The sequence below is a fragment of the Luteimonas endophytica genome, from assembly GCF_029887875.1.
Classification (GTDB): domain Bacteria; phylum Pseudomonadota; class Gammaproteobacteria; order Xanthomonadales; family Xanthomonadaceae; genus Luteimonas; species Luteimonas endophytica.
Window position 1 is genome coordinate 1 of sequence record NZ_JARXRM010000019.1, and the last position, 19,386, is coordinate 19,386.

The following is a 19,386-nucleotide window of genomic DNA, read 5'->3' on the forward strand; positions in this document are numbered from 1 at the left end:
CCGGCCTGCGATCCGGCGAGCCCGCGCGCCTAACGGCGCACGGGACCGGGCGTCACTTCAGGATCTTCGCCACCACCCCGGCGCCGACCGTGCGGCCGCCCTCGCGGATCGCGAAGCGCAGACCATCGTCCATCGCCACCGGGTTGATCAGCTCCACCACCATCTTCACGTTGTCGCCCGGCATCACCATCTCGGTGCCCTCCGGCAGCGTCACCGCGCCGGTGATGTCCGTGGTCCGGAAGTAGAACTGCGGCCGGTAGCCCTTGAAGAACGGCGTGTGGCGACCGCCCTCGTCCTTCGACAGCACGTACACCTCCGCCTCGAACTGCGTGTGCGGGGTGATCGAGCCCGGCTTGGCCAGCACCTGCCCGCGCTCCACGTCGTCGCGCTTGGTGCCGCGCAGCAGCAGACCCGCGTTGTCGCCCGCCTGGCCCTGGTCCAGCAGCTTGCGGAACATCTCCACGCCCGTCACCGTCGTCTTCTGGGTCGGACGGATTCCCACGATCTCGATCTCGTCGCCGACCTTGATCACGCCGCGCTCGATCCGACCGGTCACCACCGTGCCGCGGCCCGAGATCGAGAACACGTCCTCGACCGGCATCAGGAACGGCTTGTCGATGTCGCGCTCCGGCTCCGGGATCCAGCTGTCCAGCGCCTCCACCAGCTTGATGATCGCCGGCACCCCGATGTCGCTCTGGTCGCCTTCCAGCGCCTTGAGCGCCGAACCGTGGATGATCGGCGTGTCGTCGCCCGGGAACTCGTACTTCGACAGCAGCTCCCGCACCTCCATCTCCACCAGCTCCAGCAGCTCGGCGTCGTCCACCATGTCCGCCTTGTTCAGGAAGACCACGATGTACGGCACGCCCACCTGCCGCGCCAGCAGGATGTGCTCGCGGGTCTGCGGCATCGGGCCGTCAGCCGCCGAACACACCAGGATCGCGCCGTCCATCTGCGCCGCACCCGTGATCATGTTCTTCACGTAGTCCGCGTGGCCCGGGCAGTCCACGTGCGCGTAGTGACGGTTCGGGCTCTCGTACTCCACGTGCGCCGTCGAGATCGTGATCCCGCGCGCCTTCTCCTCCGGCGCCGCGTCGATCGCGTCGTAGGCCTTGAACTCGCCGCCGAAACGCTCCGCGCCGATCTTCGTCAGCGCCGCCGTCAGCGTCGTCTTGCCGTGGTCCACGTGACCGATCGTGCCCACGTTCACGTGGGGCTTGGTGCGCTCGAACTTACCCTTGGCCATGGTTGCGTTTCTCGTTGAACTGTTTGGGATGGAGTGCCGCGGAAGATGGTGCTCACGAATGGAATCGAACCATCGACCTCCTCCTTACCAAGGAGGTGCTCTACCGACTGAGCTACGTGAGCAGGTGTTCTTGCTTGTTGCAGAAGATCGGGCTCCTGCCCGGCTCCTGCGTCGCGGCCCCGGCCAAGCCGGGACTCGCTCCCGCGCGACGCTTTCGCCTCGCGCGTCCGGGGCATCCTGTCCCGGTGGGTGACCGATGTTCTGCTGTCGCGGGGCCCAATGGAGCGGGAGACGGGAATCGAACCCGCACCATCAGCTTGGAAGGCTGAGGTTCTACCATTGAACTACTCCCGCGCCGCGCGGAACTTCACTGGATCTGGTGGAGGGAGGTGGATTCGAACCACCGAAGGCGTAAGCCAGCAGATTTACAGTCTGCCCCCGTTGGCCGCTTGGGTATCCCTCCGGTGTTTCTGGCAAGTCGGTGAAAACAGCCCGCGATTTTCGCCTGAACCCGCGCCCCTGTCAACGCGGCCCGTCGCCCGGGTGCGCCAGGCGCGTTCGCAGTTCGGCCAGCTCGCGGCGCAGCTCGCGGATGTCGTGGCCCAGGTCCGCCAGCGCGGCTTCGGGAGCCGCGGCGACGGCCTCGACCGGCGACTCGGCCGCGATGGCGGCCTCCCCCACGTCGCGGTCGTGCAGCGTCTGCATGGCATTCACGATCACCGCGATGAACAGATTCAGCATTGTGAAAGTAGCCAGCAGGATGAACGGGACGAAGAACGCCCAGGCCCAGGGGTGGACCTCCATCACCGGCCGCACGATGCCCATCGACCAGCTTTCCAGGGTCATGATCTGGAACAGGCTGTAGAAGGAGGCCCCCAGGCCACCGAACCACTCCGGGAAATCCGACCCGAACAGGCTGGTGGCGATCACCGCGGCGACGTAGAACAGGATCAGGATGAGGCCGCCGATCGCGCCGATCCCGGGAATCGCCCGCAGCAGCGCCTCCACCACGAAGCGCAGCCGCGGCATCATCGAGGCCAGCCGAAGCACGCGCAGCACCCGCAGCGCGCGCAGCACCGCGAGCGGCCCGGACGCCGGCACCAGGGCGATCCCAACCACCACCAGGTCGAAGACGTTCCAGGCGCTGCGGAAGAACCGCGGGCCGTGGGCCCACAGCTTGATGCCCAGTTCGGCCACGAACACCGCCAGCGCCGCCATGTCCAGGCGCACCAGCCAAGGCCCCCATTCCGCCCGCAGTCCCGGCGAGGTCTCCATGCCCAGGATGGCGGCATTGAGCAAGATCACCACGATCACGAACTTCTGGACCGGCGCCGATTCCACCCAGGCCGCGGTGCGGCCGCGCAGCCCCGGGCGCGGCGCTTCCCCAACGGTCATGTCCACCCCTGCTCCTCCCGGTCAGACGTTGAAACGAAAGTGCAGCACATCGCCTTCCTGGACCCGGTACTCCTTGCCCTCCAGCCGGAGCCGGCCCGCATCGCGCGCGCCGGCCTCGCCGCGGTAGCGGATGAAGTCCTCGAAGCCGATCGTCTCGGCACGGATGAAGCCCTTCTCGAAGTCGGTGTGGATCACCGCCGCCGCCTGCGGAGCGGTCGAACCGGCCTTCACGGTCCAGGCCCGCACTTCCTTGACCCCGGCGGTGAAGTAGGTCTGCAGCCCCAGCAGCGCGTAGGCGGCCCGGATGACCCGATTCAGCCCCGGCTCGTCGAGGCCGAGGTCGGCGAGGAAGGCGTCGCGATCGGCGTCGTCGAGCTGGCTCAGCTCTTCCTCGATCGCGGCCGAGACCGGCACCACCTCGGCGCCCTCGCCGGCGGCCCGGGCGCGCACCGCGTCCAGGTGCGGGTTGTCGTGGAAGCCGTCCTCGAGCACGTTGGCCACGTACATCACCGGCTTCAGGGTGAGCAGGAACAGGTCGCGGACCGCGGCGCGGTCGTCGTCCGAGAGGGCCAGGGCACGCGCCGGCTTGCCGGCATCCAGGCCGTCGCGAACCCGGGTCAGCACCTCGACCCGGGCCTTGGCGTCCTTGTCGCCGGTCTTGGCCGAACGCTCGGCCCGCTGCAGGGCCTTTTCCACCGACTCCAGGTCGGCCAGGGCGAGTTCGGTGTCGATGGTCTCGATATCGGCGATCGGGTCGATGCGGTTGCTGACGTGGACGACGTCGTCGTTCTCGAAGCAGCGCACCACGTGGGTGATCGCATCCACCTCGCGGATATGGGCCAGGAACTTGTTGCCCAGGCCCTCGCCGCTGGCCGCGCCCGCCACCAGTCCGGCGATGTCGACGAACTCGACCGCGGTCGGGAGCACCTTCTGCGGCTTGACGATCTCGGCCAGCTGGGCGAGCCGCGGGTCCGGCACCGGCACGATCCCGACGTTGGGCTCGATGGTGCAGAACGGGAAGTTGGCCGCGGCGATGCCCGCCTTGGTGAGTGCGTTGAACAGGGTCGACTTGCCGACGTTGGGCAGGCCGACGATGCCGCATTTGATGCCCATGATGGTTCCGTGATTCGGGATTCGTGATTGGTGATTCGAAAAGGCGGCGCGGTCGCTCGTCGAATCACCAATCACCAATCACCAATCACCAATCACCAATCACCAATCACGGCCTCGGCGTATGCAACCGCTTCATCGCCTCGTTGAGATCGCCCGCCACCGCCAGCGGCAGCACGTCCAGGGCGTCGTCGATGGCGCGGTCGATGAGGATGTCGTCGTCCGCGGAGGCACGCCCCAGTACCCACGGGGTGACCTTGTCCTTGTGGCCAGGGTGGCCGATACCGATGCGCAGGCGGTGGAAGCGCCCGTGCCCCAGCAGCCGCATGGTGTCGCGCAGGCCGTTCTGGCCGCCGTGGCCGCCGTCGAACTTGAGCCGCGCGGTGCCGGGCGGCAGGTCGAGCTCGTCGTGCGCCAGCAGCGCCTGCTCCGGCTCGATCTTCCAGAACCGCAGCGCCGCGGTCACCGATTTGCCGGAAAGGTTCATGAAGGTCGCCGGCTTCAGCAGCCAGACCTGGCGCCCGCCGACGGCGACCCGCGCGGTCTCGCCGAACAGCTTGCCATCGATCCGGAACCGCTCCCCGCAGCGATCGGCGAGCGCGTCCACGAAGCGGAACCCGGCGTTGTGCCGGGTCCGCGCGTACTCCTGGCCGGGATTGCCCAGCCCGACGATCAGTCGCAGTTCCGTCATTGCGCGCACCGGCGCCTGGACGCCCGGAGCGGGCGTCCAGGCAGCGACCGGCATTACTCGCCCTTGCCTTCCTCGTCGACCTTGGCCGCGGGAACGGCACCGGCCGCGTCACCCTCGCCTTCGCCCTCGGCCTCGATGCGGCCGTGGCGTGCGATCACCACCGCCACGTCGTGCTCCTTGCCCAGCTTCAGCTCGGGGATCTCGACGCCTTCGGGCAGCTTCAGGTCGGACAGGTGCACCGCGTCGCCCAGCTTCAGCTCGCCCAGGTCCACCTCGATGTACTCGGGCAGATTGCCGGGCAGGCAGCTGATCGCGACTTCGTTCATCTCGTGGGTGATCACCACGTCCGAGGCCTTGCCGGCCGGCGAGGTGTCCTCGTTGAGGAAGTGCAGCGGCACCGAGGTGCGCAGCGCCTGGTTGGCGCTCACCCGCTGGAAGTCGAGGTGCATGATCTGCTGCCTGTAGGGATGGCGCTGCATATCCCGCAGCAGCACCTTCTGCACGTCGCCGTCCAGGCTGAGGTCGAGGATCGACGAATAGAACCACTCGTTCTTGCTGGCGAGCAGCACGTCCTCGTGGACGAGCTGGATGTTCACCGGATCGAGCTCGCCACCGTAGACGATGGCCGGCACGTTGCCGGTACGACGCAGGCGGCGGCTCGCACCCTTACCCTCGTCTTCGCGGCGTTGCACCTTGATTTCATGCGTGGTTGCCATGTTGTTTCACTACCTTCGTTGAATGAACCGCCTCGCGGCGGCTTTGGCGACTCTCCCGCGACCAGGAGAGACGGTGGAACCATGATTCGTGACAGGCTAGCGGTTCCTTCCTGCGCGTTGCGGACTACGGATCACCAATCTAGGCTCTCAATCGACATACAGCGAACTCACCGACTCGCCGAAGGCGATCCGGCGGATCGTCTCGGCCAGCAGCTCGGCCACGCTGAGCTGGCGGATCCGGCCGCAGGCCCGCGCCGAGGCGGCCAGCGGGATCGTGTCGGTGACCACCAGCTCGTCGAGCTGCGAGCGGGTGATGTTGTCGATCGCCGCGCCCGAAAGCACCGGGTGGGTGCAGTAGGCGACCACCTTGGTGGCGCCGTTGTCCTTGAGCGCGCCGGCAGCGGCGCACAGGGTGCCCGCGGTGTCGACGATGTCGTCGACCAGCACGCAGGTCTTGCCCTCCACGTCGCCGATGATGTTCATCACCGTGGCGACGTTGGCGCGCGGACGGCGCTTGTCGATGATCGCCAGGTCGGCGTCGTCGAGGCGCTTGGCGATCGCCCGGGCCCGCACCACGCCGCCGACGTCGGGCGAGACCACGATCAGGTTGTCGGTGCCGTGCGCGCGCCAGATGTCGGCGAGCAGCAGCGGCGAGGCGTACACGTTGTCGACCGGGATGTCGAAGAAGCCCTGGATCTGATCGGCATGCAGGTCGATGGTCAGCGCGCGGTCGCAGCCCACCGCGCCGAACATCCGCGCCGCCACCTTGGCGGTGATCGGCACCCGCGACGAGCGCGGGCGGCGGTCCTGGCGGGCGTAGCCGAAGTACGGCACCACCGCGGTGACGCTGGCGGCGCTGGCGCGCTTGAGCGCGTCGATCAGCACCAGCAGCTCGACCAGGTGCTCGGCGCTGGGGGCGCTGGTCGGCTGCAGCACGAACACCTCCTGCTTGCGCACGTTCTCCTCGATCTCGACCTGCACCTCGCCGTCGGAGAACTGCGAGACCAGCGCCTTGCCCAGGCGCGTGCCCAGTTCGCGGCAGACCGCCTGGGCCAACGGCTTGTTGGCGTTGCCCGAGAAGATCAGGAGATTGCGGTCTTCTTTCATCAGGAGGTACTCCGCGTCGCTCTGACCGTGGCGGGGTTGAAGGCCGAGATTGGTGATCGGTGACTCGAAGAAGCGCGCAGTCGCTGTCGCTCTTGCCAAACACGAATCACCACTCGCCAATCACGACCCAATGGCAGGGGCGGCAGGATTCGAACCTGCGAATGCCGGGATCAAAACCCGGTGCCTTGGGCCACTTGGCGACGCCCCTGTGAAACCGGAATTCGTGATTCGTGATTGGTGATTCGCAAGACGCCCTCCCCCAGTGCTTGCCAATCACCAATCACCAATCGCCAATCCCGGCCTTCTCCAGGGCATCCAGCAGCGGCGAGCGCGCGGCGCCCGCCACGACCCGGGCCGCGAGGCCCGGCGGCAGCGCCGCCAGCGCGGCCTCGGCGGATCCGCGCGTGGCGAACTCGACGAAGCAGCCCCCGCCGGTCCCGGTCAGGCGTGGCGTGCCGACCCGCGCCAGCGCGGCGAACGCGGCCTCCACGGCCGGTTCGCGGCAGCGCAGTACCGGCTCGAACGCATTGCCGAGCGGAGCACCCGAAACGAAGTCGGCCATTGTCGCGGCGACCGCATGACGCGTCAATTCCGGCGCCTGGAAAAGCGCGGCAGTGGGCACCGCCACCCCGGTGTCGACCAGCAGGTACCAGGCCGGCGCCAGGGCCAGGGCGTTGAGGCGTTCGCCGACCCCCTCCGCCCAGGCGTTGGCGCCGTGGACGAAGACCGGCACGTCGGCGCCCAGCCGCAGCCCCAGCGCCGCCAGCCGGTCCGCGCCCAATCCAGTCCCCCACAGCCGGTCCAGCACGACGAGGGCGGTGGCAGCGTCGGACGACCCACCGCCGAACCCACCCCCGACCGGAATGCGCTTTTCGACGAAAATATCTGCTCCTTGAGCGACGTTTTGCTCGCTTTGCAGCATCTTCGCCGCCCGAACGGTCAGGTCGTCGGCGCCCTCCATCCCGGCCACGGGAGGGCCGTGACGGACGATGAGGCGGTCGCGCCGGGGCCGGAGATGCACGGTGTCCCCCCAGTCCAGCAGCCGGAACACGGTCTGCAGGTCGTGGTAGCCGTCGGGCCGTCGGCCGGTGATGCGCAGGAACAGGTTGAGCTTGGCGGGCGCCGGCCAGGCGCTCCAGCCGGCGGCGGGATCGGGCGCGGGCGGCACGCTTCAGCCCTCCCGCGGCGCCGGCACCGTCCATTCGTCGACGATCAGCCGCACCCGCGCGTCGCCCTGGCGGGCGCTGATGCGCTGGGGCCAGTCCGCCCCGCCCGGCGGCGCAGCGCCAGGCGCCCAGGCCTGGTAGTCGATGGTCCAGCCGCCCTGCTCGATCCGCACCAGGGTGCCGGCAGCGTCGAAGTGCAGCCGCGCCGGCCCGAATGCGCCCGGGTCGGCGCGCGTGCCGGCCGCCCAGGCGCTCATCGCCCCGACCGGGATGCGCATGCCGGTGGCCTCCAGCAGCAGGGCCTCGACATCGGCCCCCGCCCGCGGGCCGCCCTCCAGGCCCTCGATGCGCGCCCCGCCGGCATCGCCGGTGAGGCTCCAGCTCTGGCGGGTCACCGGCGCGCTCAGCACGACCCGATAGGCCCCGCCGGCCTGCGACCATTCGATGCGACCGTTGCCGCCGTCGCGGCCGTTCGACAGCGCGACCCGGCCGATGAAGCCGATCCGCGGCGCGGCGCGCAGCCGCATCTCCCGCGCCTCCACCCGCGCGGTGGCCGCGGCCAGCGCCGCACCGCCGAGCGCCACCGGCTGCGGGGTGCGCGCCGGTCGCGAAGCGCAGCCGGCGAGCAGCAGCGCGGCCAGCAGCGCGCCGGCCCAGGCCCGGGCGCTCACGCCTCCGCTCCGGTCTTGCGCAGGGCGCGCAGCAGCGAGCGGTTGTCCGGATCGAGCTCGCGCGCCTTCTGGAAGTACTCGCGGGCCTCGTCGCGGCGCCCCAGCGTCCACAGCACCTCGCCGATGTGCGCGCCGATCTCCGGATCCTTCATCAGCCGCCAGGCGCGCAGCAGTTCGGCCAGCGCTTCCTCGTGCCGCCCGAGCCGGTACAGCACCCAGCCATAGCTGTCGACGATCGCGGCGTTGTCCGGCTCGGCGACCCGCGCGCGATCGATCAGCTCCAGCGCCTCGGCGTAGCGGTTGGTGCGGTCCGCCAGGGTGTAGCCGAGCGCGTTGAGCGCGGCGACGTTCTCCGGCTCCGCCACCAGGACCCGGCGCAAGTCGGCCTCGGCGCGGGGAATGTCGTCGCGCCGCTCCCACATCAGCGCGCGCGCGTACAGCAGCGCGCCCTCGTCCGGGTGCGCGGCCAGGCCGCGGGCGAAGGCCTCGCGTTCGCCTTCGGCATCGTCATCGGCGGCGCGCAGTTCCGCCTCCATCAGGTAGGCGTCGCGGCGCAGCCTCTCGTCGACATCGGCGTCGGTCTGCAGGGCGCGCAACTCCGCATAGGCCTCCTCGGCTCGGCCGAGGTCGTGCAGCGCCTTGGTGGCGCGCAGCCGCGCCACCTCACGCTGCGGCCCGCCGGGCACGCTCCGGTACCACTCGAGCGCGTCGTCGTGCCGCTCGAGGTACTCGGCGATCTGCCCCAGCAGCAGGCGCCCGGCGGGGTCGGGCTGCCCCGCGCCGTCGCGCAGCTCCGCGTAGAGCGCGGCCAGCGCATCGCGATCCTCGGCCTTGACCAGCAGCGTGGCGCGCAGGCCGTAGCTGCGCTCGTCCTGCGGCCCGAGCGCCATGATCCGGGCGGATGCGGACGGGTCGCCGAGGCTGTCGTACTCGGCGGCGATGGCCAGACGGAGCTCGGGCGAAACTTCGGCCTGGCGCTCGATCGCCGCCAGGGCCGCGCGCGCACCGTCGGCATCGCCGGCCTCGCGCAGCTGGCTGGCGCGCAGCAGCGCCACCCGCGGCTCGTCGGGGAAGCGCTCCACCACCTCGGCGACGATGCCTTCGGCCAATCCGGGCTCGCCGAAGCGCTGCGCCAGCCCGCCGAACGCCAGCCAGGCCTGCAACTGGTCGGGGATCGCGCCGGACGCCACCAGCCGGCCCAGCACCTGCGCCGAAGCGGCGGGGTCGCGGGTCCCGCTACCCAGCGCCGCCAGCGCGTGGCGCCAGCCGTCGGGATCGGGGTCGCGCAGCAGCTTCTCCAGCTCCCGGCGCGCCGCCCGTTCGCGGCCGCCGCGCAGCAACCAGGTGGCCTGGGCCGAGCGCATCGCAAGCGAATCCGGGGCATGCCGCTTCCAGAGCCGGATCGCATCGCCGGCCAGGTCGTCGTCGTTGGCCAGCAGGGCGATCCGCGCGGCGCGCTCGGCCAGCGCCGGGTCGCCGTCGGCGGCGCGGGCGGCACGCAGGTACCAGTCGGCCGCCTCGCCGAGCCGTCCCGCCTGCAGGGCGTACTCGCCGGACAGGGTGGCGGCGAGCACGTCGTCCTGTTGCGCGGCGGCAGCCGGTGCCGACGCGGCCGGCGACGGCAGCGCCAGCAGCGCGGCGAGCAGCCCGGCGAGGACCGGACCGGGGGGGAAAGGCGAAAGTGCGGGCATCGGGGTCGGTCGGGCCGTAAAATGGGCGTTTCGCCAGCAAGCTTATCGCAAGCACCTGAACGGACGACTCCCGTCGTCACGAGCCCGCAGTCATGAGTATTTTCGCCCTCGGCATCAACCACCAGAGCGCGCCGGTCGCCTTGCGCGAGCGGGTCGCGTTCGCGGAAGGCGCACTGCCGCAGGCGCTGGCGGCGGTGCGCGCGCTGCCGCAGGTGCGCGAGGCGGTGCTGCTGTCCACCTGCAACCGCACCGAGCTCTACGCAGTGGCCGATGACGACGGCAGCTCGCTTTCCGACTGGCTGGCCACCCACCCGGGCGACGGGGCCGCGGGCACTGGCGACCTGCACGCCTACCTGTACCGGCACCGCGACCGCGATGCGGTGCGGCACCTGTTCCGGGTGGCCACCGGCCTGGACTCGCTGGTGCTGGGCGAGCCGCAGATCCTGGGCCAGGTGAAGCAGGCCTGGGCCGCGGCGCGCGCCGCGGGCACGCTCGGCAGCCAGCTCGATCGCCTGTTCCAGCACGCCTTCGTCACCGCCAAGCGCGCCCGCAGCGAGACCCGCATCGGCAGCAGTCCGGTGTCGGTGGCCTCGGTCGCGGTGCGCCTGGCGCAGGAGTCCTTCACCCGCCTGTCCGACGCCACCGTGCTGCTGATCGGCGCCGGCGAGACCATCGAGCTGGCCGCCCGCCACCTGGTGCGGGCCGACGTGAAGCGGCTGCTGGTGGCCAACCGCACCCTGGGCCACGCGCAGGACCTCGCGTCGCGGCACGGCGGCGTGGCGCTGCCGCTCGATGCCATCGGCCGCCACCTGTCGCAGTCCGACGTGGTGTTCTCGGCCACCGCGAGCCGCGAGCCGGTGCTGCTGAGCAGCGACGTGGAGGCTGCGCTGCGGGCGCGCCGCCATCGGCCGATGCTGCTGATGGACCTGGCGGTCCCGCGCGACATCGACCCGGAGGTGGGCCGGCTCCGCGACGCCTATCTGTACACGGTCGACGATCTGGAACGCTCGGTCGAGGACAACCGCCGCAATCGGCGCGAGGCCGCGGACGCGGCGGAGGCGATCATCGAACTGCAGGTGGCGCGCTACGCCGAGGCCCTCGCCTCCGGCCCGCTGAACGAGCCCCTGCGCCGCCTGCGCGCGCATGGCGAAGCCGCCCGCGCCGAGGCCCTGGCGCGCGCGCGGCAGCAGCTGGCGAACGGCCGCGATCCGGAGGCGGTGATGGAATTGCTGGCCCATACCCTGACCAACCGCCTGCTGCACGCGCCCACGGCCGCCGTGCGCGAAGCCGCCGCCGCAGGCAACCTCGAACTCGCGCACGCCCTGGAGCGGGCGCTGCGCCAGGCCGAAGACACCCGACGCGATGCTGCCGACCCTGCGCCGTAAGCTCGAGGCGCTGGCCGAGCGCCGCGACGAGCTCGAGCGCCTGCTGGCCGATCCGGAAATCGCCGCCGACCAGGCGCGCTTCCGCGCGTGCTCGCGCGAGTTCGCGCAGCTGGAGCCGCTGGCCGCCGCGCTGGCCGCGGAAACCCGTGCCCGCGCCGACCTGGCCGCTGCCGAGACGATGCGCGACGACCCGGAGCTCGGCGAACTGGCGCAGGAGGAGATCTCCGCGGCGCAGCAACGCCTGGAGCGCCTGGACACCGAACTGATGGCGATGCTGGTGCCCAGGGACGCACGCGACGAGGGCGGCCTCTACCTGGAGATCCGCGCCGGCACCGGCGGCGACGAAGCGGCGATCTTCGCCGGCGACCTGTTGCGCATGTACACGCGCTACGCCGAGCGCCAGGGCTGGCGGCTCGAGGTCGAATCGGCCAGCCCCGGCGAGCACGGCGGCTTCCGCGAGGTCATCGCGCGGGTCGACGGCCAGGGCGCGTATGCGCGGCTGAAGTTCGAGTCCGGCACCCATCGCGTGCAGCGGGTGCCGGAGACCGAGTCGCAGGGGCGGATCCACACCTCCGCAGCGACGGTGGCGATCATCCCGGTGGCCGAGGAGATCGAACCGGTCGAGATCAACCCGGCCGACCTGAAGATCGATACGTTCCGCTCGTCCGGCGCGGGCGGGCAGCACGTCAACAAGACCGATTCGGCGATCCGCATCACCCATGCCCCCAGCGGGATCGTGGTCGAGTCGCAGACCGAACGGTCGCAGCACGCCAACCGCGACAAGGCGATGAAGCGGCTCAAGGCGATGCTGGCCGAAGCCGAGGTCGAGAAGCGCGCCGCCGCCACCGCGCAGAGCCGCAAGCTGCAGGTGGGCAGCGGCGACCGCAGCCAGCGTATCCGCACCTACAACTATCCGCAGGGCAGGATCACCGACCACCGGGTCGAGGGCCTGACCCTGTACGACCTGCCCAACGTGCTCGAAGGCGCGCTGGATGCGCTGATCGAGCGCCTCGCCCAGGAACACCAGGCCGAGGAACTCGCGCGCCTGGCGGACGGCGGCGCCGGGTAAACCATCTGTCTCGATTGGCGGCACCGGGCAGGCCAGGCGTCGCGGCGATCCATCTCCGTCCTGATGGCGCAACCCAAATGAATCGCGCTGCCGGGAGCATGCGCGGGCCTTGGGTCCGCATTGGCCGCTTTTGGGTGCGGCCGCGCGACCTCCGGCAACCGCCACGGGTGACAAGCGTGGCGCCCGCGGGCGACGATGCGGTTCCTTTCACGACCGAGGAGCGCGCAATGCCAGCAACCATCCGCCGCGCGACGCTGGACGACCTGGACGCCCTGGTGCCGCTGTTCGACGGCTACCGGATGTTCTACTCCCAGCCCTCCGATCCGGCGCTGGCCAGGGACTTCCTGCAACAGCGGCTGCAGCGCGGGGAGTCGGTGGTGCTGCTGGCGGAGCGCGGCGATACGGCCGCCGGGTTCACCCAGCTCTATCCGATGTTCTCCTCGGTGCGGGCCGCGCGGACCTGGCTGCTCAACGACCTGTTCGTCGCGCCCGGCGCCCGCGGCGAAGGCGTCGGCCGCGCCCTGCTGGACGCCGCCGCGGCATTCGGCCGCGAACACGGCGCGGTGGGCCTGGAACTGGAAACGACGCCCGACAACCGCGCCGCACAGGCCCTGTACCGGTCCGCCGGCTGGCAGCCGTATACAGACACGCTGCGCTTTCAGCTGCCGCTGGCGGCCGCCCCGGCATGAATTCCGTGGCGCAGGATCCTCGCGTCCAGGCGCGGCTCGCGGTGCAGCGCGAACCCGGCAACGCGATGGCCTGGATCGTCCTGGCGGACGCCGAACTCGAGGCAGGCGATCCCGGCCGCGGCGGGGGCGCAGCCCAGCGCGCGCTGCAGCTGGCCCCCGGCCACCCCGAGGCGCTGGCGCGGCTGGGCCGGGCGCTGTGGATGCTGGGCCGGCATGCCGAGGCCGCGGACAGTCTGCGGGCCGCGGCGCGGCAGGCGCCGCGGCATGCCGGGATCGCGGTGTGGCTGGGCCACGTGCTCGAGGACGCCGGCGATCCCGAGGGCGCCAACGACGCCTATGCCCGCGCCCACGCCCTGGCGCCCGAGCATCCGCTGATCGCCGCCCATCTGCTGGCCTGGCGCCGGCGCCTTTGCGACTGGCGCGATCTCGACCGGCTCTCGCGCCAGGTGCGCGAGGCGGTGCGCGCCGGCCACGGCGTGATCGAGCCGTTCGCGTTCCTGAGCGAGGACGCCGGCGCCGACGAGCAACTGGCCTGCGCGCGGCTGCGCGCCCGCGAGATCGCGGCGCGGGTGCGCCCGCTGGCCCCGGCGCCGCTGGCGGCGCCTGGACCGTTGCGGCTGGGGTTCCTCTCCAACGGTTTCGGCGCGCACCCGACCGGGCTGCTCACTGCTGCATTCTTCGAGGCGCTGGGGGCGCGAGAGGAAATGGAATCGCACCTCTTCTCGCTCGCCCCGGACGACGGCAGCACGATCCGCGGCCGGCTGCGCCGTGCCGCGTACCGGCTGCACGACGTCTCCGGCAAGCCGCACGCGGCGATCGCCCGCAGCATCCGCGAGGCCGGCATCGAGGTGCTGGTCGACCTGCGCGGCTGGGGCGGCGGCGGCCGCCCCGAGGTGCTGGCGATGCGGCCCGCGCCGGTGCAGGTGAACTGGCTGGCCTACCCCGGCACCAGCGGCGCGCCCTGGATCGACTACGTGCTCGCCGATCGGACCGTGCTGCCCGAATCGCTGGCCACGCAGTTCTCCGAGGCCGTGGCCTGGCTGCCGCGCTGTTTCCAGCCCTCGGACATCCGCCGTGCGATCCCGCCGGCGCCTTCGCGCGCCGAATGCGGCCTGCCTGACCGCGGCACCGTCTACTGCTGCTTCAACAACAGCTACAAGCTCAATCCGGCCTCCTTCGCGCGGTCGCTGGCGGTGCTGCGCGAAGTGCCCGGCAGCGTGCTATGGCTGCTTTCCGGCCCGGGAAGGGCCGACGACCGTCTGCGCGATGCGGCCGCCGCCGCGGGCATCGACCCGCAGCGGCTGGTGTTCATGCCCAAGCAGCCGCAGGCGGCCTATCTGGCCCGGCTGCAGCTGGCGGACCTGTTCCTCGACTGCAACCCCTACAACGCCCATACCACCGCGTCGGACGCGCTCTGGGCCGGCTGCCCCGTGCTGACCCGCCCGGGCGACACCTTCGCCGCGCGCGTCGCCGCCAGTCTCAATCATCATCTCGGCCTGGAGCGGATGAACATGCAGGACGACGCCGGTTTCATCTCCCGGGCCGCCACCCTCGGACGCGACCCGGAAGCGCTTCGCGCGCTGCACGAGGAACTGGCGCGACGGCGCGACGACAGCGGACTGTTCGACATGGGCGGCTTCGCCGGGGATTTCTCGGCCGCCATGCAGCGGATGTCGGCGACGCATCGCGCGGGCGGGTCGCCGGCCTCGTTTTCGGTTCCAGGCGGCTGAGCCTGTCGCATGCGCGGCGATCCAACCCGCACCCGGGCGGGCCGCCTGCAGGTCGCGGGAGACGGGTTCCTCCATCGCGCGCCAGACGCTAGGCTGCAGCCATGAGCAAGAGCGCTGGATTCATCCCGCTGTCGATCTGCGTGCTGACGGTCTCGGACAGCCGCACGCCCGAGGACGACGGCTCGGGCGACTATCTCGCCGGAGCGCTGCAGCAGGCCGGGCACAGCCTCGCCGCCCGCGCCCTCCTCCCCGACGACCGCTACCGGCTGCGGGCGCTGGTCTCGCAGTGGATCGCCGAGCCCGACATCGACGGCGTACTGGTCACCGGCGGCACCGGCTTCACAGGCCGCGATTCCACGCCCGAGGCGCTGCTGCCGCTGCTGGACAAGCGGATGCCGGGGTTCGGCGAACTGTTCCGCGCGATCTCCTTCGAGGAGATCGGCACGTCGTCGCTGCAGTCGCGCGCCTTCGCGGGGCTGGCCAACGGCACGTTCGTGTTCTGCCTGCCGGGGTCGACCTCGGCCTGCCGCACCGCCTGGGAACGCATCGTCCGCGACCAGCTCGACGCCCGCACCCGCCCCTGCAACCTGGCCACGTTGCGGCCGCGGCTGAAGGAACGACCATGAACCAAGACGGGTCCGAATGAGCGAACTCAAGCGCAAGCAGTACGAGCAGCTGCTCGAACCGCTGCAGCTGGAGCTGGTGGCGCTGGCGCGCTGGGTGCGGCACGCCGGCAAGCGCATCGTGATCGTGCTGGAGGGGCGCGACACCGCCGGCAAGGGCGGCAGCATCAAGGCCATCACCGAACACCTCGATACCCGCCAGTACCGCGTCGCCGCACTGCCCAAGCCGAGCGATCGCGAGCAGAGCCAGTGGTACTTCCAGCGCTACATCGCCTACCTGCCGGCGGCCGGCGAGATCACCCTGTTCGACCGCAGCTGGTACAACCGCGCCGGCGTCGAGCGGGTGATGGGCTTCGCCACGCCGGCGCAGGTGCGGCTGTTCCTGAAGCAGGCGCCGGTGTTCGAGAAGATGCTGACCGACGATGGCATCCTGCTGTTCAAGTATTGGCTGACCTGCGACCAGGCGCAGCAGGAGGAGCGCTTCACGGAGCGGCTGGAGGATCCGCTCAAGGCCTGGAAGCTCTCGCCGATCGACGTCGAGGCGCGGCGTCGCTACGCCGACTACACCCGGGCGCGCGAGGCGATGCTCGAGGCCACCCATACCGAGCATGCGCCGTGGACGCTGGTCGACTTCAACGACCAGAAGATCGGCCGGCTGACCCTGATCCGGCACCTGCTCGACCGCCTGCCCAACATCCGCGTGCCGCGCTCCCGCCCGGAGTTCCCGCCGCTGCCCGGCCGGCCGAAGCGCGAGCGCTTCCGCGTCCTCGAGCCGATCGCCCCGTTCCCGGTCGAGGAAGATCCGGAGTAGCGCTGGGCCACGGGGAAGCGGCCGGGGAACGCCGCTGCGGACGTCCGCCTGTCGGGATCGCGGCCCGACCTCAACCGGTGGTGAAGCCCTCGCCGGCGGGCGCGCTGGCCGGCTCGCGCATCACCGCATCGACCCGCGCGGCCGGGGGGCCGCGCCACAGCCAGCGTTCCAGCGCCTCGATGGCGCCGGCCTCGCCCGCCGCCAGCACCTCGACGCCGCCGTCGTCGAGGTTGCGGGCATGACCGCGCAGACCGAGGCGCTGCGCCTGTTCGCGGGTGGAGGCGCGGAAGAACACGCCCTGCACCCTGCCGCGTACCAGGAAGCGGACCGCCAGGCTCACGCCGGCGCCGCCTCCGGCCCGCCGGCGGCGGCGATCGCCGACTCGATCTCGTGCGCCGTCACCGGGCCGAGGAACTGCCTGGCGACGGTGCCGTCCGGCGCGATCAGATAGGTCATCGGCAGTCCGCGGGGGGTCTCGAAATCGGCCGGCGGCGCGTACACGTCGACGATCGCGACCGGGTAGAGCACCGGGTGCTTGTCCAGGAAGGCGCGCATGGCATCGGCCTCGATTTCCTCGTAGGCCAGCCCGATCACCTCGATGTGCTCGTGCATCGCCCCCAGCGCCGACAGCTCGGGCATCTCCTTCAGGCATGGCGCGCACCAGGTCGCCCAGAAGTTCACCACCACCCACTTGCCGCGATGGTCCGCGAGGTCGTAGGCGGCACCGTCGACGGTGGTGACCTGCAGCGCCGGCGGGCCTGCAGGCGCGGCCTGGGGCCCGTCCGCGGGGGGATCGGTGGGCGCTGCAGCGCCGTCCGGCCGCTGCGTGGTCTCCTGCACCGGCGGCTGGTCGGGCCGAACCGCGGCCGGGTCGGCACCGGGCCCGGGTTCGCGGCGGCACGCGACCGCCAGCGCGAGTGCGCATACGAACAGCAACAGCCTTGGCAGGGTCATGTGGACTCCTTCACGGTTGGATACAGGTCGCCGACGCGGCGCTTCAACAGGTCCCGCAGCGGCACCCGCAGGTCGTCGACCGCGGCGAGCGCGGCGATCCCGAGCGCGTCCTCGCGGCAAGGCAGGTGCGCCTCGGCGATCGGAATGCGCAGGTGGCAGGCCTCGTACAGCTCGCCCAGGGTCAGCCGGTCCAGATCGCGCGCGAGCAGCCACTCCCCGGATTCGGCACGCGCCACCACCCCGATCTCGACCAGCTGGGCGAGCATTTCCTGCACCAGGCTGTCGGTCAGGCAGGGTTCGAGCTCGAGGATCTCGTCGCTGTGCAGCCCGCGCCCGCGGCCGCGCGCCTGCCCGAAACGGCCGAGCAGGCGCACCAGGCCGAAGAGTTCGTAGCCGATCGGCAGGCGCATCGCCGCGGGCTGGTAGCGGAACGCGGAGATCGACGAGGCGAAGGAGGCGCCCAGCAGGATCGCCACCCAGGCGAAGTAGATCCACAACAGCAGGATGGGGATGAAGGCGACCTGGCCGTAGATCTTCTGGTAGGCGTCGAAGCTGCCCAGGTACAGGCCGATCAGGCGCTTGGCGATCTCCAGCAGCACCGCGGCCAGCAGCGCGCCGGCGAAGGCATGGCGCCACTGCACCGTGCGATGCGGCACCACCCGGTAGATCGTCGCGAACGCCAGCAGCTCGATGGTCAGCGGCGCCATCCCCAGCAGGACGCCCTGCAGCCACTGCCCGGAGGTGGTGCTGAAGATCCCCAGCGCGAAGAAGCGGGTCGAGAGCGCGAGGCTGGCGCTGGCGACCAGCGCGCCCAGCGTGAGTACGGTCCAGTACACCAGGAAGCGCGAGAACCTCGGACGCGGGGTGCTCACCCGCCAGACCCGGTTGAACGCGTTCTCGATGCCGTACAGCGTGATCAGCACCGAGCCCACCAGCGCGATCACGCCGATGGTGGTGAGCTGGCCGGTGTTCTGCGAGAACTGCAGCAGGTAGCCCTGCACCGCCCGCGCCGAGCTGGGCACGAAATTGGAGAAGATGTAGTCGCTCAGCTGCTGGCTCCAGGTGTCGAACACCGGGAACGCCGACAGCACCCCGAACACCACCATCGACAGCGGCACCAGCGCGAACACCGTGGTGAACGCCAGCGCCCCGGCGACCTCGAACAGGCGGTCGGCGAGAAAGCGCTGGCCGAGGAAGCGCGCGAACGAGCGCGCCCGGGCCCGGTCGACGAGGCGGTCGGTCCAGCGGTTCAGGGTGTCCAGCGGCTCCACCATCGCGCCGAGATTACCCGAAGACGCCCACGGGCCGGGCGGAGGCAGCGGCGCATGCTCTATCCTCTTGCGCCCGGTCGGAGAACGGCATGCCGGACATCCTGGTCCTCTACTACAGCCGCGGCGGTTCGGTGGCGGCCCTCGCACGCCAGGTCGCCCGCGGGGTCGGCGAGGCCGCGGGCGCGAACGCGAGGCTGCGGACGGTGCCGCCGGTGGCGGCCACCACCCAGACCGCCAGCCCGCCGGTGCCCGCCGAAGGCGCGCCCTACGTCGAGCGGCGGGACCTGGCCGAGTGCGCCGGCCTGATCCTCGGCAGCCCGACCCGCTTCGGCAACATGGCGGCGCCGCTGAAGCACTTCATCGACGGGCTCGGCGCGGAATGGGCCAGCGGCACCCTGGTCGGCAAGCCGGCGGCGGTGTTCACCTCCACCGCCACCCAGCACGGCGGCCAGGAGGCGACGCTGCTGTCGATGATGGTGCCGTTGCTGCACCACGGCTGCTATCTGGTGGGGATTCCCTATACCGAACCGGCACTGCACACCACGCGCGGCGGCGGCACCCCGTATGGCGCCAGCCACGTGGCCGGCGGCGACGACCAGGCGGCGCCGAGCGACGAGGAGGCGGCGCTGGCGCGGGCGCTGGGGCGGCGCGTCGCTGAACTCGCGACGCGGCTGGCGTCGTGAGCGCGCGCTGGGCCGGTCCACGCCTGCCGCTGGCGGCCGCACTGGGCGCACTGGCGGCGCTGTTCGCGCTGCGCTACCTCGGCGGCGGCCACCTGGCGGCGGCGCTGCTGGTGTTCGTGGGCCCGCCGCTGCTGCTGATGGCGCTGGTGCTGCGCGGCAGCGCGCGCGCCGCGTTCTGGTCGGGCGTCGGCGGATTGCTGTGGTTCTCGCACGGGGTGATGGATGCGTGGAGCCTGCCCGAGGCGCGGCTGCTGGCGGTGCTCGAGGTCGCGCTGGCGCTGGCGGTGATCGCCGCGGCCAGCTGGCGGGGCCTGTCCGCACGGTTCCGGCGACGGCGCGGCTGAGCGCACCGGCCGCGGCGAAGCCCTAGAATGCGCGCTG

20 protein-coding genes and 4 tRNA genes are annotated in these 19,386 nt (G+C 71.4%); 8 read left to right on the forward strand and 16 right to left on the reverse strand.

Annotated elements, in window-relative coordinates; genetic code table 11:
* Positions 1-52: 52 nt before the first annotated feature.
* From tuf to QFW77_RS03855, 13 genes are all read right to left on the reverse strand, one after another.
* A complete protein-coding gene (gene tuf, locus QFW77_RS03795) occupies positions 53-1,243 on the reverse strand; it encodes an elongation factor Tu (protein WP_280572930.1) in 1,191 nt (396 codons plus the stop codon).
* A 46-nt stretch (positions 1,244-1,289) separates the two neighbouring features.
* Positions 1,290-1,365 (reverse strand) — tRNA-Thr (locus tag QFW77_RS03800).
* Positions 1,366-1,523: 158 nt separating this feature from the next.
* Positions 1,524-1,597, reverse strand: a tRNA-Gly gene (locus QFW77_RS03805).
* Between the two features lie 23 nt (positions 1,598-1,620).
* Positions 1,621-1,706: transfer RNA gene (locus tag QFW77_RS03810), tRNA-Tyr, on the reverse strand.
* 59 nt (positions 1,707-1,765) lie between these two features.
* Complete coding sequence (locus tag QFW77_RS03815; RefSeq protein WP_280572966.1) at positions 1,766-2,638, reverse strand: ion transporter; 873 nt, start codon at positions 2,636-2,638, stop codon at positions 1,766-1,768.
* Between the two features lie 21 nt (positions 2,639-2,659).
* Entirely contained in the window at positions 2,660-3,751 is a 1,092-nt protein-coding gene (gene ychF, locus QFW77_RS03820) for a redox-regulated ATPase YchF (protein WP_280572969.1), read from the reverse strand.
* 106 nt (positions 3,752-3,857) lie between these two features.
* Complete coding sequence (gene pth / locus QFW77_RS03825) at positions 3,858-4,439, reverse strand: aminoacyl-tRNA hydrolase (protein ID WP_280572970.1); 582 nt, start codon at positions 4,437-4,439, stop codon at positions 3,858-3,860.
* A 53-nt stretch (positions 4,440-4,492) separates the two neighbouring features.
* A complete protein-coding gene (locus tag QFW77_RS03830; protein WP_280572971.1) occupies positions 4,493-5,155 on the reverse strand; it encodes a 50S ribosomal protein L25/general stress protein Ctc in 663 nt (220 codons plus the stop codon).
* Positions 5,156-5,302: 147 nt separating this feature from the next.
* Positions 5,303-6,262: a ribose-phosphate diphosphokinase gene (locus QFW77_RS03835; protein ID WP_280572972.1), complete on the reverse strand. Its 960-nt coding sequence runs from the start codon at positions 6,260-6,262 to the stop codon at positions 5,303-5,305.
* Between the two features lie 131 nt (positions 6,263-6,393).
* A tRNA-Gln gene (locus QFW77_RS03840) sits at positions 6,394-6,470 on the reverse strand.
* 72 nt (positions 6,471-6,542) lie between these two features.
* Positions 6,543-7,430 carry a 4-(cytidine 5'-diphospho)-2-C-methyl-D-erythritol kinase gene (gene ispE, locus QFW77_RS03845; RefSeq protein ID WP_280572973.1) on the reverse strand — a complete coding sequence of 296 codons (888 nt, stop codon included), beginning with the start codon at positions 7,428-7,430 and terminating at the stop codon, positions 6,543-6,545.
* A gap of 3 nt (positions 7,431-7,433) precedes the next feature.
* Positions 7,434-8,099 (reverse strand): lipoprotein insertase outer membrane protein LolB, encoded by a 666-nt coding sequence (lolB, locus tag QFW77_RS03850; protein ID WP_280572976.1) that lies wholly within the window; start codon positions 8,097-8,099, stop codon positions 7,434-7,436.
* The gene (locus QFW77_RS03855; protein WP_280572978.1) at positions 8,096-9,790 is read right to left on the reverse strand and encodes a tetratricopeptide repeat protein; all 1,695 of its coding nucleotides are present in this window, start codon (positions 9,788-9,790) and stop codon (positions 8,096-8,098) included. The genes lolB and QFW77_RS03855 overlap by 4 nt, the downstream gene beginning before the upstream one ends.
* A gap of 92 nt (positions 9,791-9,882) precedes the next feature.
* On the opposite strand from QFW77_RS03855, the gene hemA reads away from it, so the two are divergent.
* From hemA to ppk2, 6 genes are all read left to right on the forward strand, one after another.
* Positions 9,883-11,175: a glutamyl-tRNA reductase gene (gene hemA / locus QFW77_RS03860; protein WP_425603262.1), complete on the forward strand. Its 1,293-nt coding sequence runs from the start codon at positions 9,883-9,885 to the stop codon at positions 11,173-11,175.
* Positions 11,153-12,244, forward strand: coding sequence for a peptide chain release factor 1 (prfA, locus tag QFW77_RS03865; RefSeq protein ID WP_280572980.1), 1,092 nt, complete (start codon positions 11,153-11,155; stop codon positions 12,242-12,244). Before hemA ends, prfA begins: the two co-directional genes overlap by 23 nt.
* Before the next feature lie 227 nt (positions 12,245-12,471).
* Positions 12,472-12,933, forward strand: coding sequence for a GNAT family N-acetyltransferase (locus tag QFW77_RS03870; protein WP_280572982.1), 462 nt, complete (start codon positions 12,472-12,474; stop codon positions 12,931-12,933).
* On the forward strand, positions 12,930-14,663 hold the full coding sequence (locus tag QFW77_RS03875; protein WP_280572984.1) for an O-linked N-acetylglucosamine transferase, SPINDLY family protein: 1,734 nt from the start codon (positions 12,930-12,932) through the stop codon (positions 14,661-14,663). The genes QFW77_RS03870 and QFW77_RS03875 overlap by 4 nt, the downstream gene beginning before the upstream one ends.
* 101 nt (positions 14,664-14,764) lie before the next feature.
* On the forward strand, positions 14,765-15,289 hold the full coding sequence (gene moaB / locus QFW77_RS03880) for a molybdenum cofactor biosynthesis protein B (RefSeq protein WP_280572986.1): 525 nt from the start codon (positions 14,765-14,767) through the stop codon (positions 15,287-15,289).
* Between the two features lie 16 nt (positions 15,290-15,305).
* The gene (ppk2, locus tag QFW77_RS03885; RefSeq protein ID WP_280572989.1) at positions 15,306-16,097 is read left to right on the forward strand and encodes a polyphosphate kinase 2; all 792 of its coding nucleotides are present in this window, start codon (positions 15,306-15,308) and stop codon (positions 16,095-16,097) included.
* Between the two features lie 70 nt (positions 16,098-16,167).
* Here the strand turns inward: ppk2 and QFW77_RS03890 are convergent, their stop codons facing one another.
* From QFW77_RS03890 to QFW77_RS03900, 3 genes are read right to left on the reverse strand one after another with little or no spacing between them, the layout of a single operon-like run.
* Positions 16,168-16,431 (reverse strand): acylphosphatase, encoded by a 264-nt coding sequence (locus tag QFW77_RS03890; RefSeq protein WP_425603268.1) that lies wholly within the window; start codon positions 16,429-16,431, stop codon positions 16,168-16,170.
* A gap of 2 nt (positions 16,432-16,433) precedes the next feature.
* Complete coding sequence (locus tag QFW77_RS03895) at positions 16,434-17,051, reverse strand: TlpA family protein disulfide reductase (protein ID WP_280572991.1); 618 nt, start codon at positions 17,049-17,051, stop codon at positions 16,434-16,436.
* Positions 17,048-18,322, reverse strand: coding sequence for a YihY family inner membrane protein (locus QFW77_RS03900; RefSeq protein ID WP_280573193.1), 1,275 nt, complete (start codon positions 18,320-18,322; stop codon positions 17,048-17,050). The genes QFW77_RS03895 and QFW77_RS03900 overlap by 4 nt, the downstream gene beginning before the upstream one ends.
* A gap of 89 nt (positions 18,323-18,411) precedes the next feature.
* Here QFW77_RS03900 and wrbA point away from each other — a divergent pair, with 89 nt between their 5' ends.
* Positions 18,412-19,005 (forward strand): NAD(P)H:quinone oxidoreductase, encoded by a 594-nt coding sequence (gene wrbA / locus QFW77_RS03905; protein ID WP_280572992.1) that lies wholly within the window; start codon positions 18,412-18,414, stop codon positions 19,003-19,005.
* The gene (locus tag QFW77_RS03910; protein WP_425603263.1) at positions 19,002-19,349 is read left to right on the forward strand and encodes a DUF2069 domain-containing protein; all 348 of its coding nucleotides are present in this window, start codon (positions 19,002-19,004) and stop codon (positions 19,347-19,349) included. The genes wrbA and QFW77_RS03910 overlap by 4 nt, the downstream gene beginning before the upstream one ends.
* Positions 19,350-19,386: the final 37 nt, after the last annotated feature.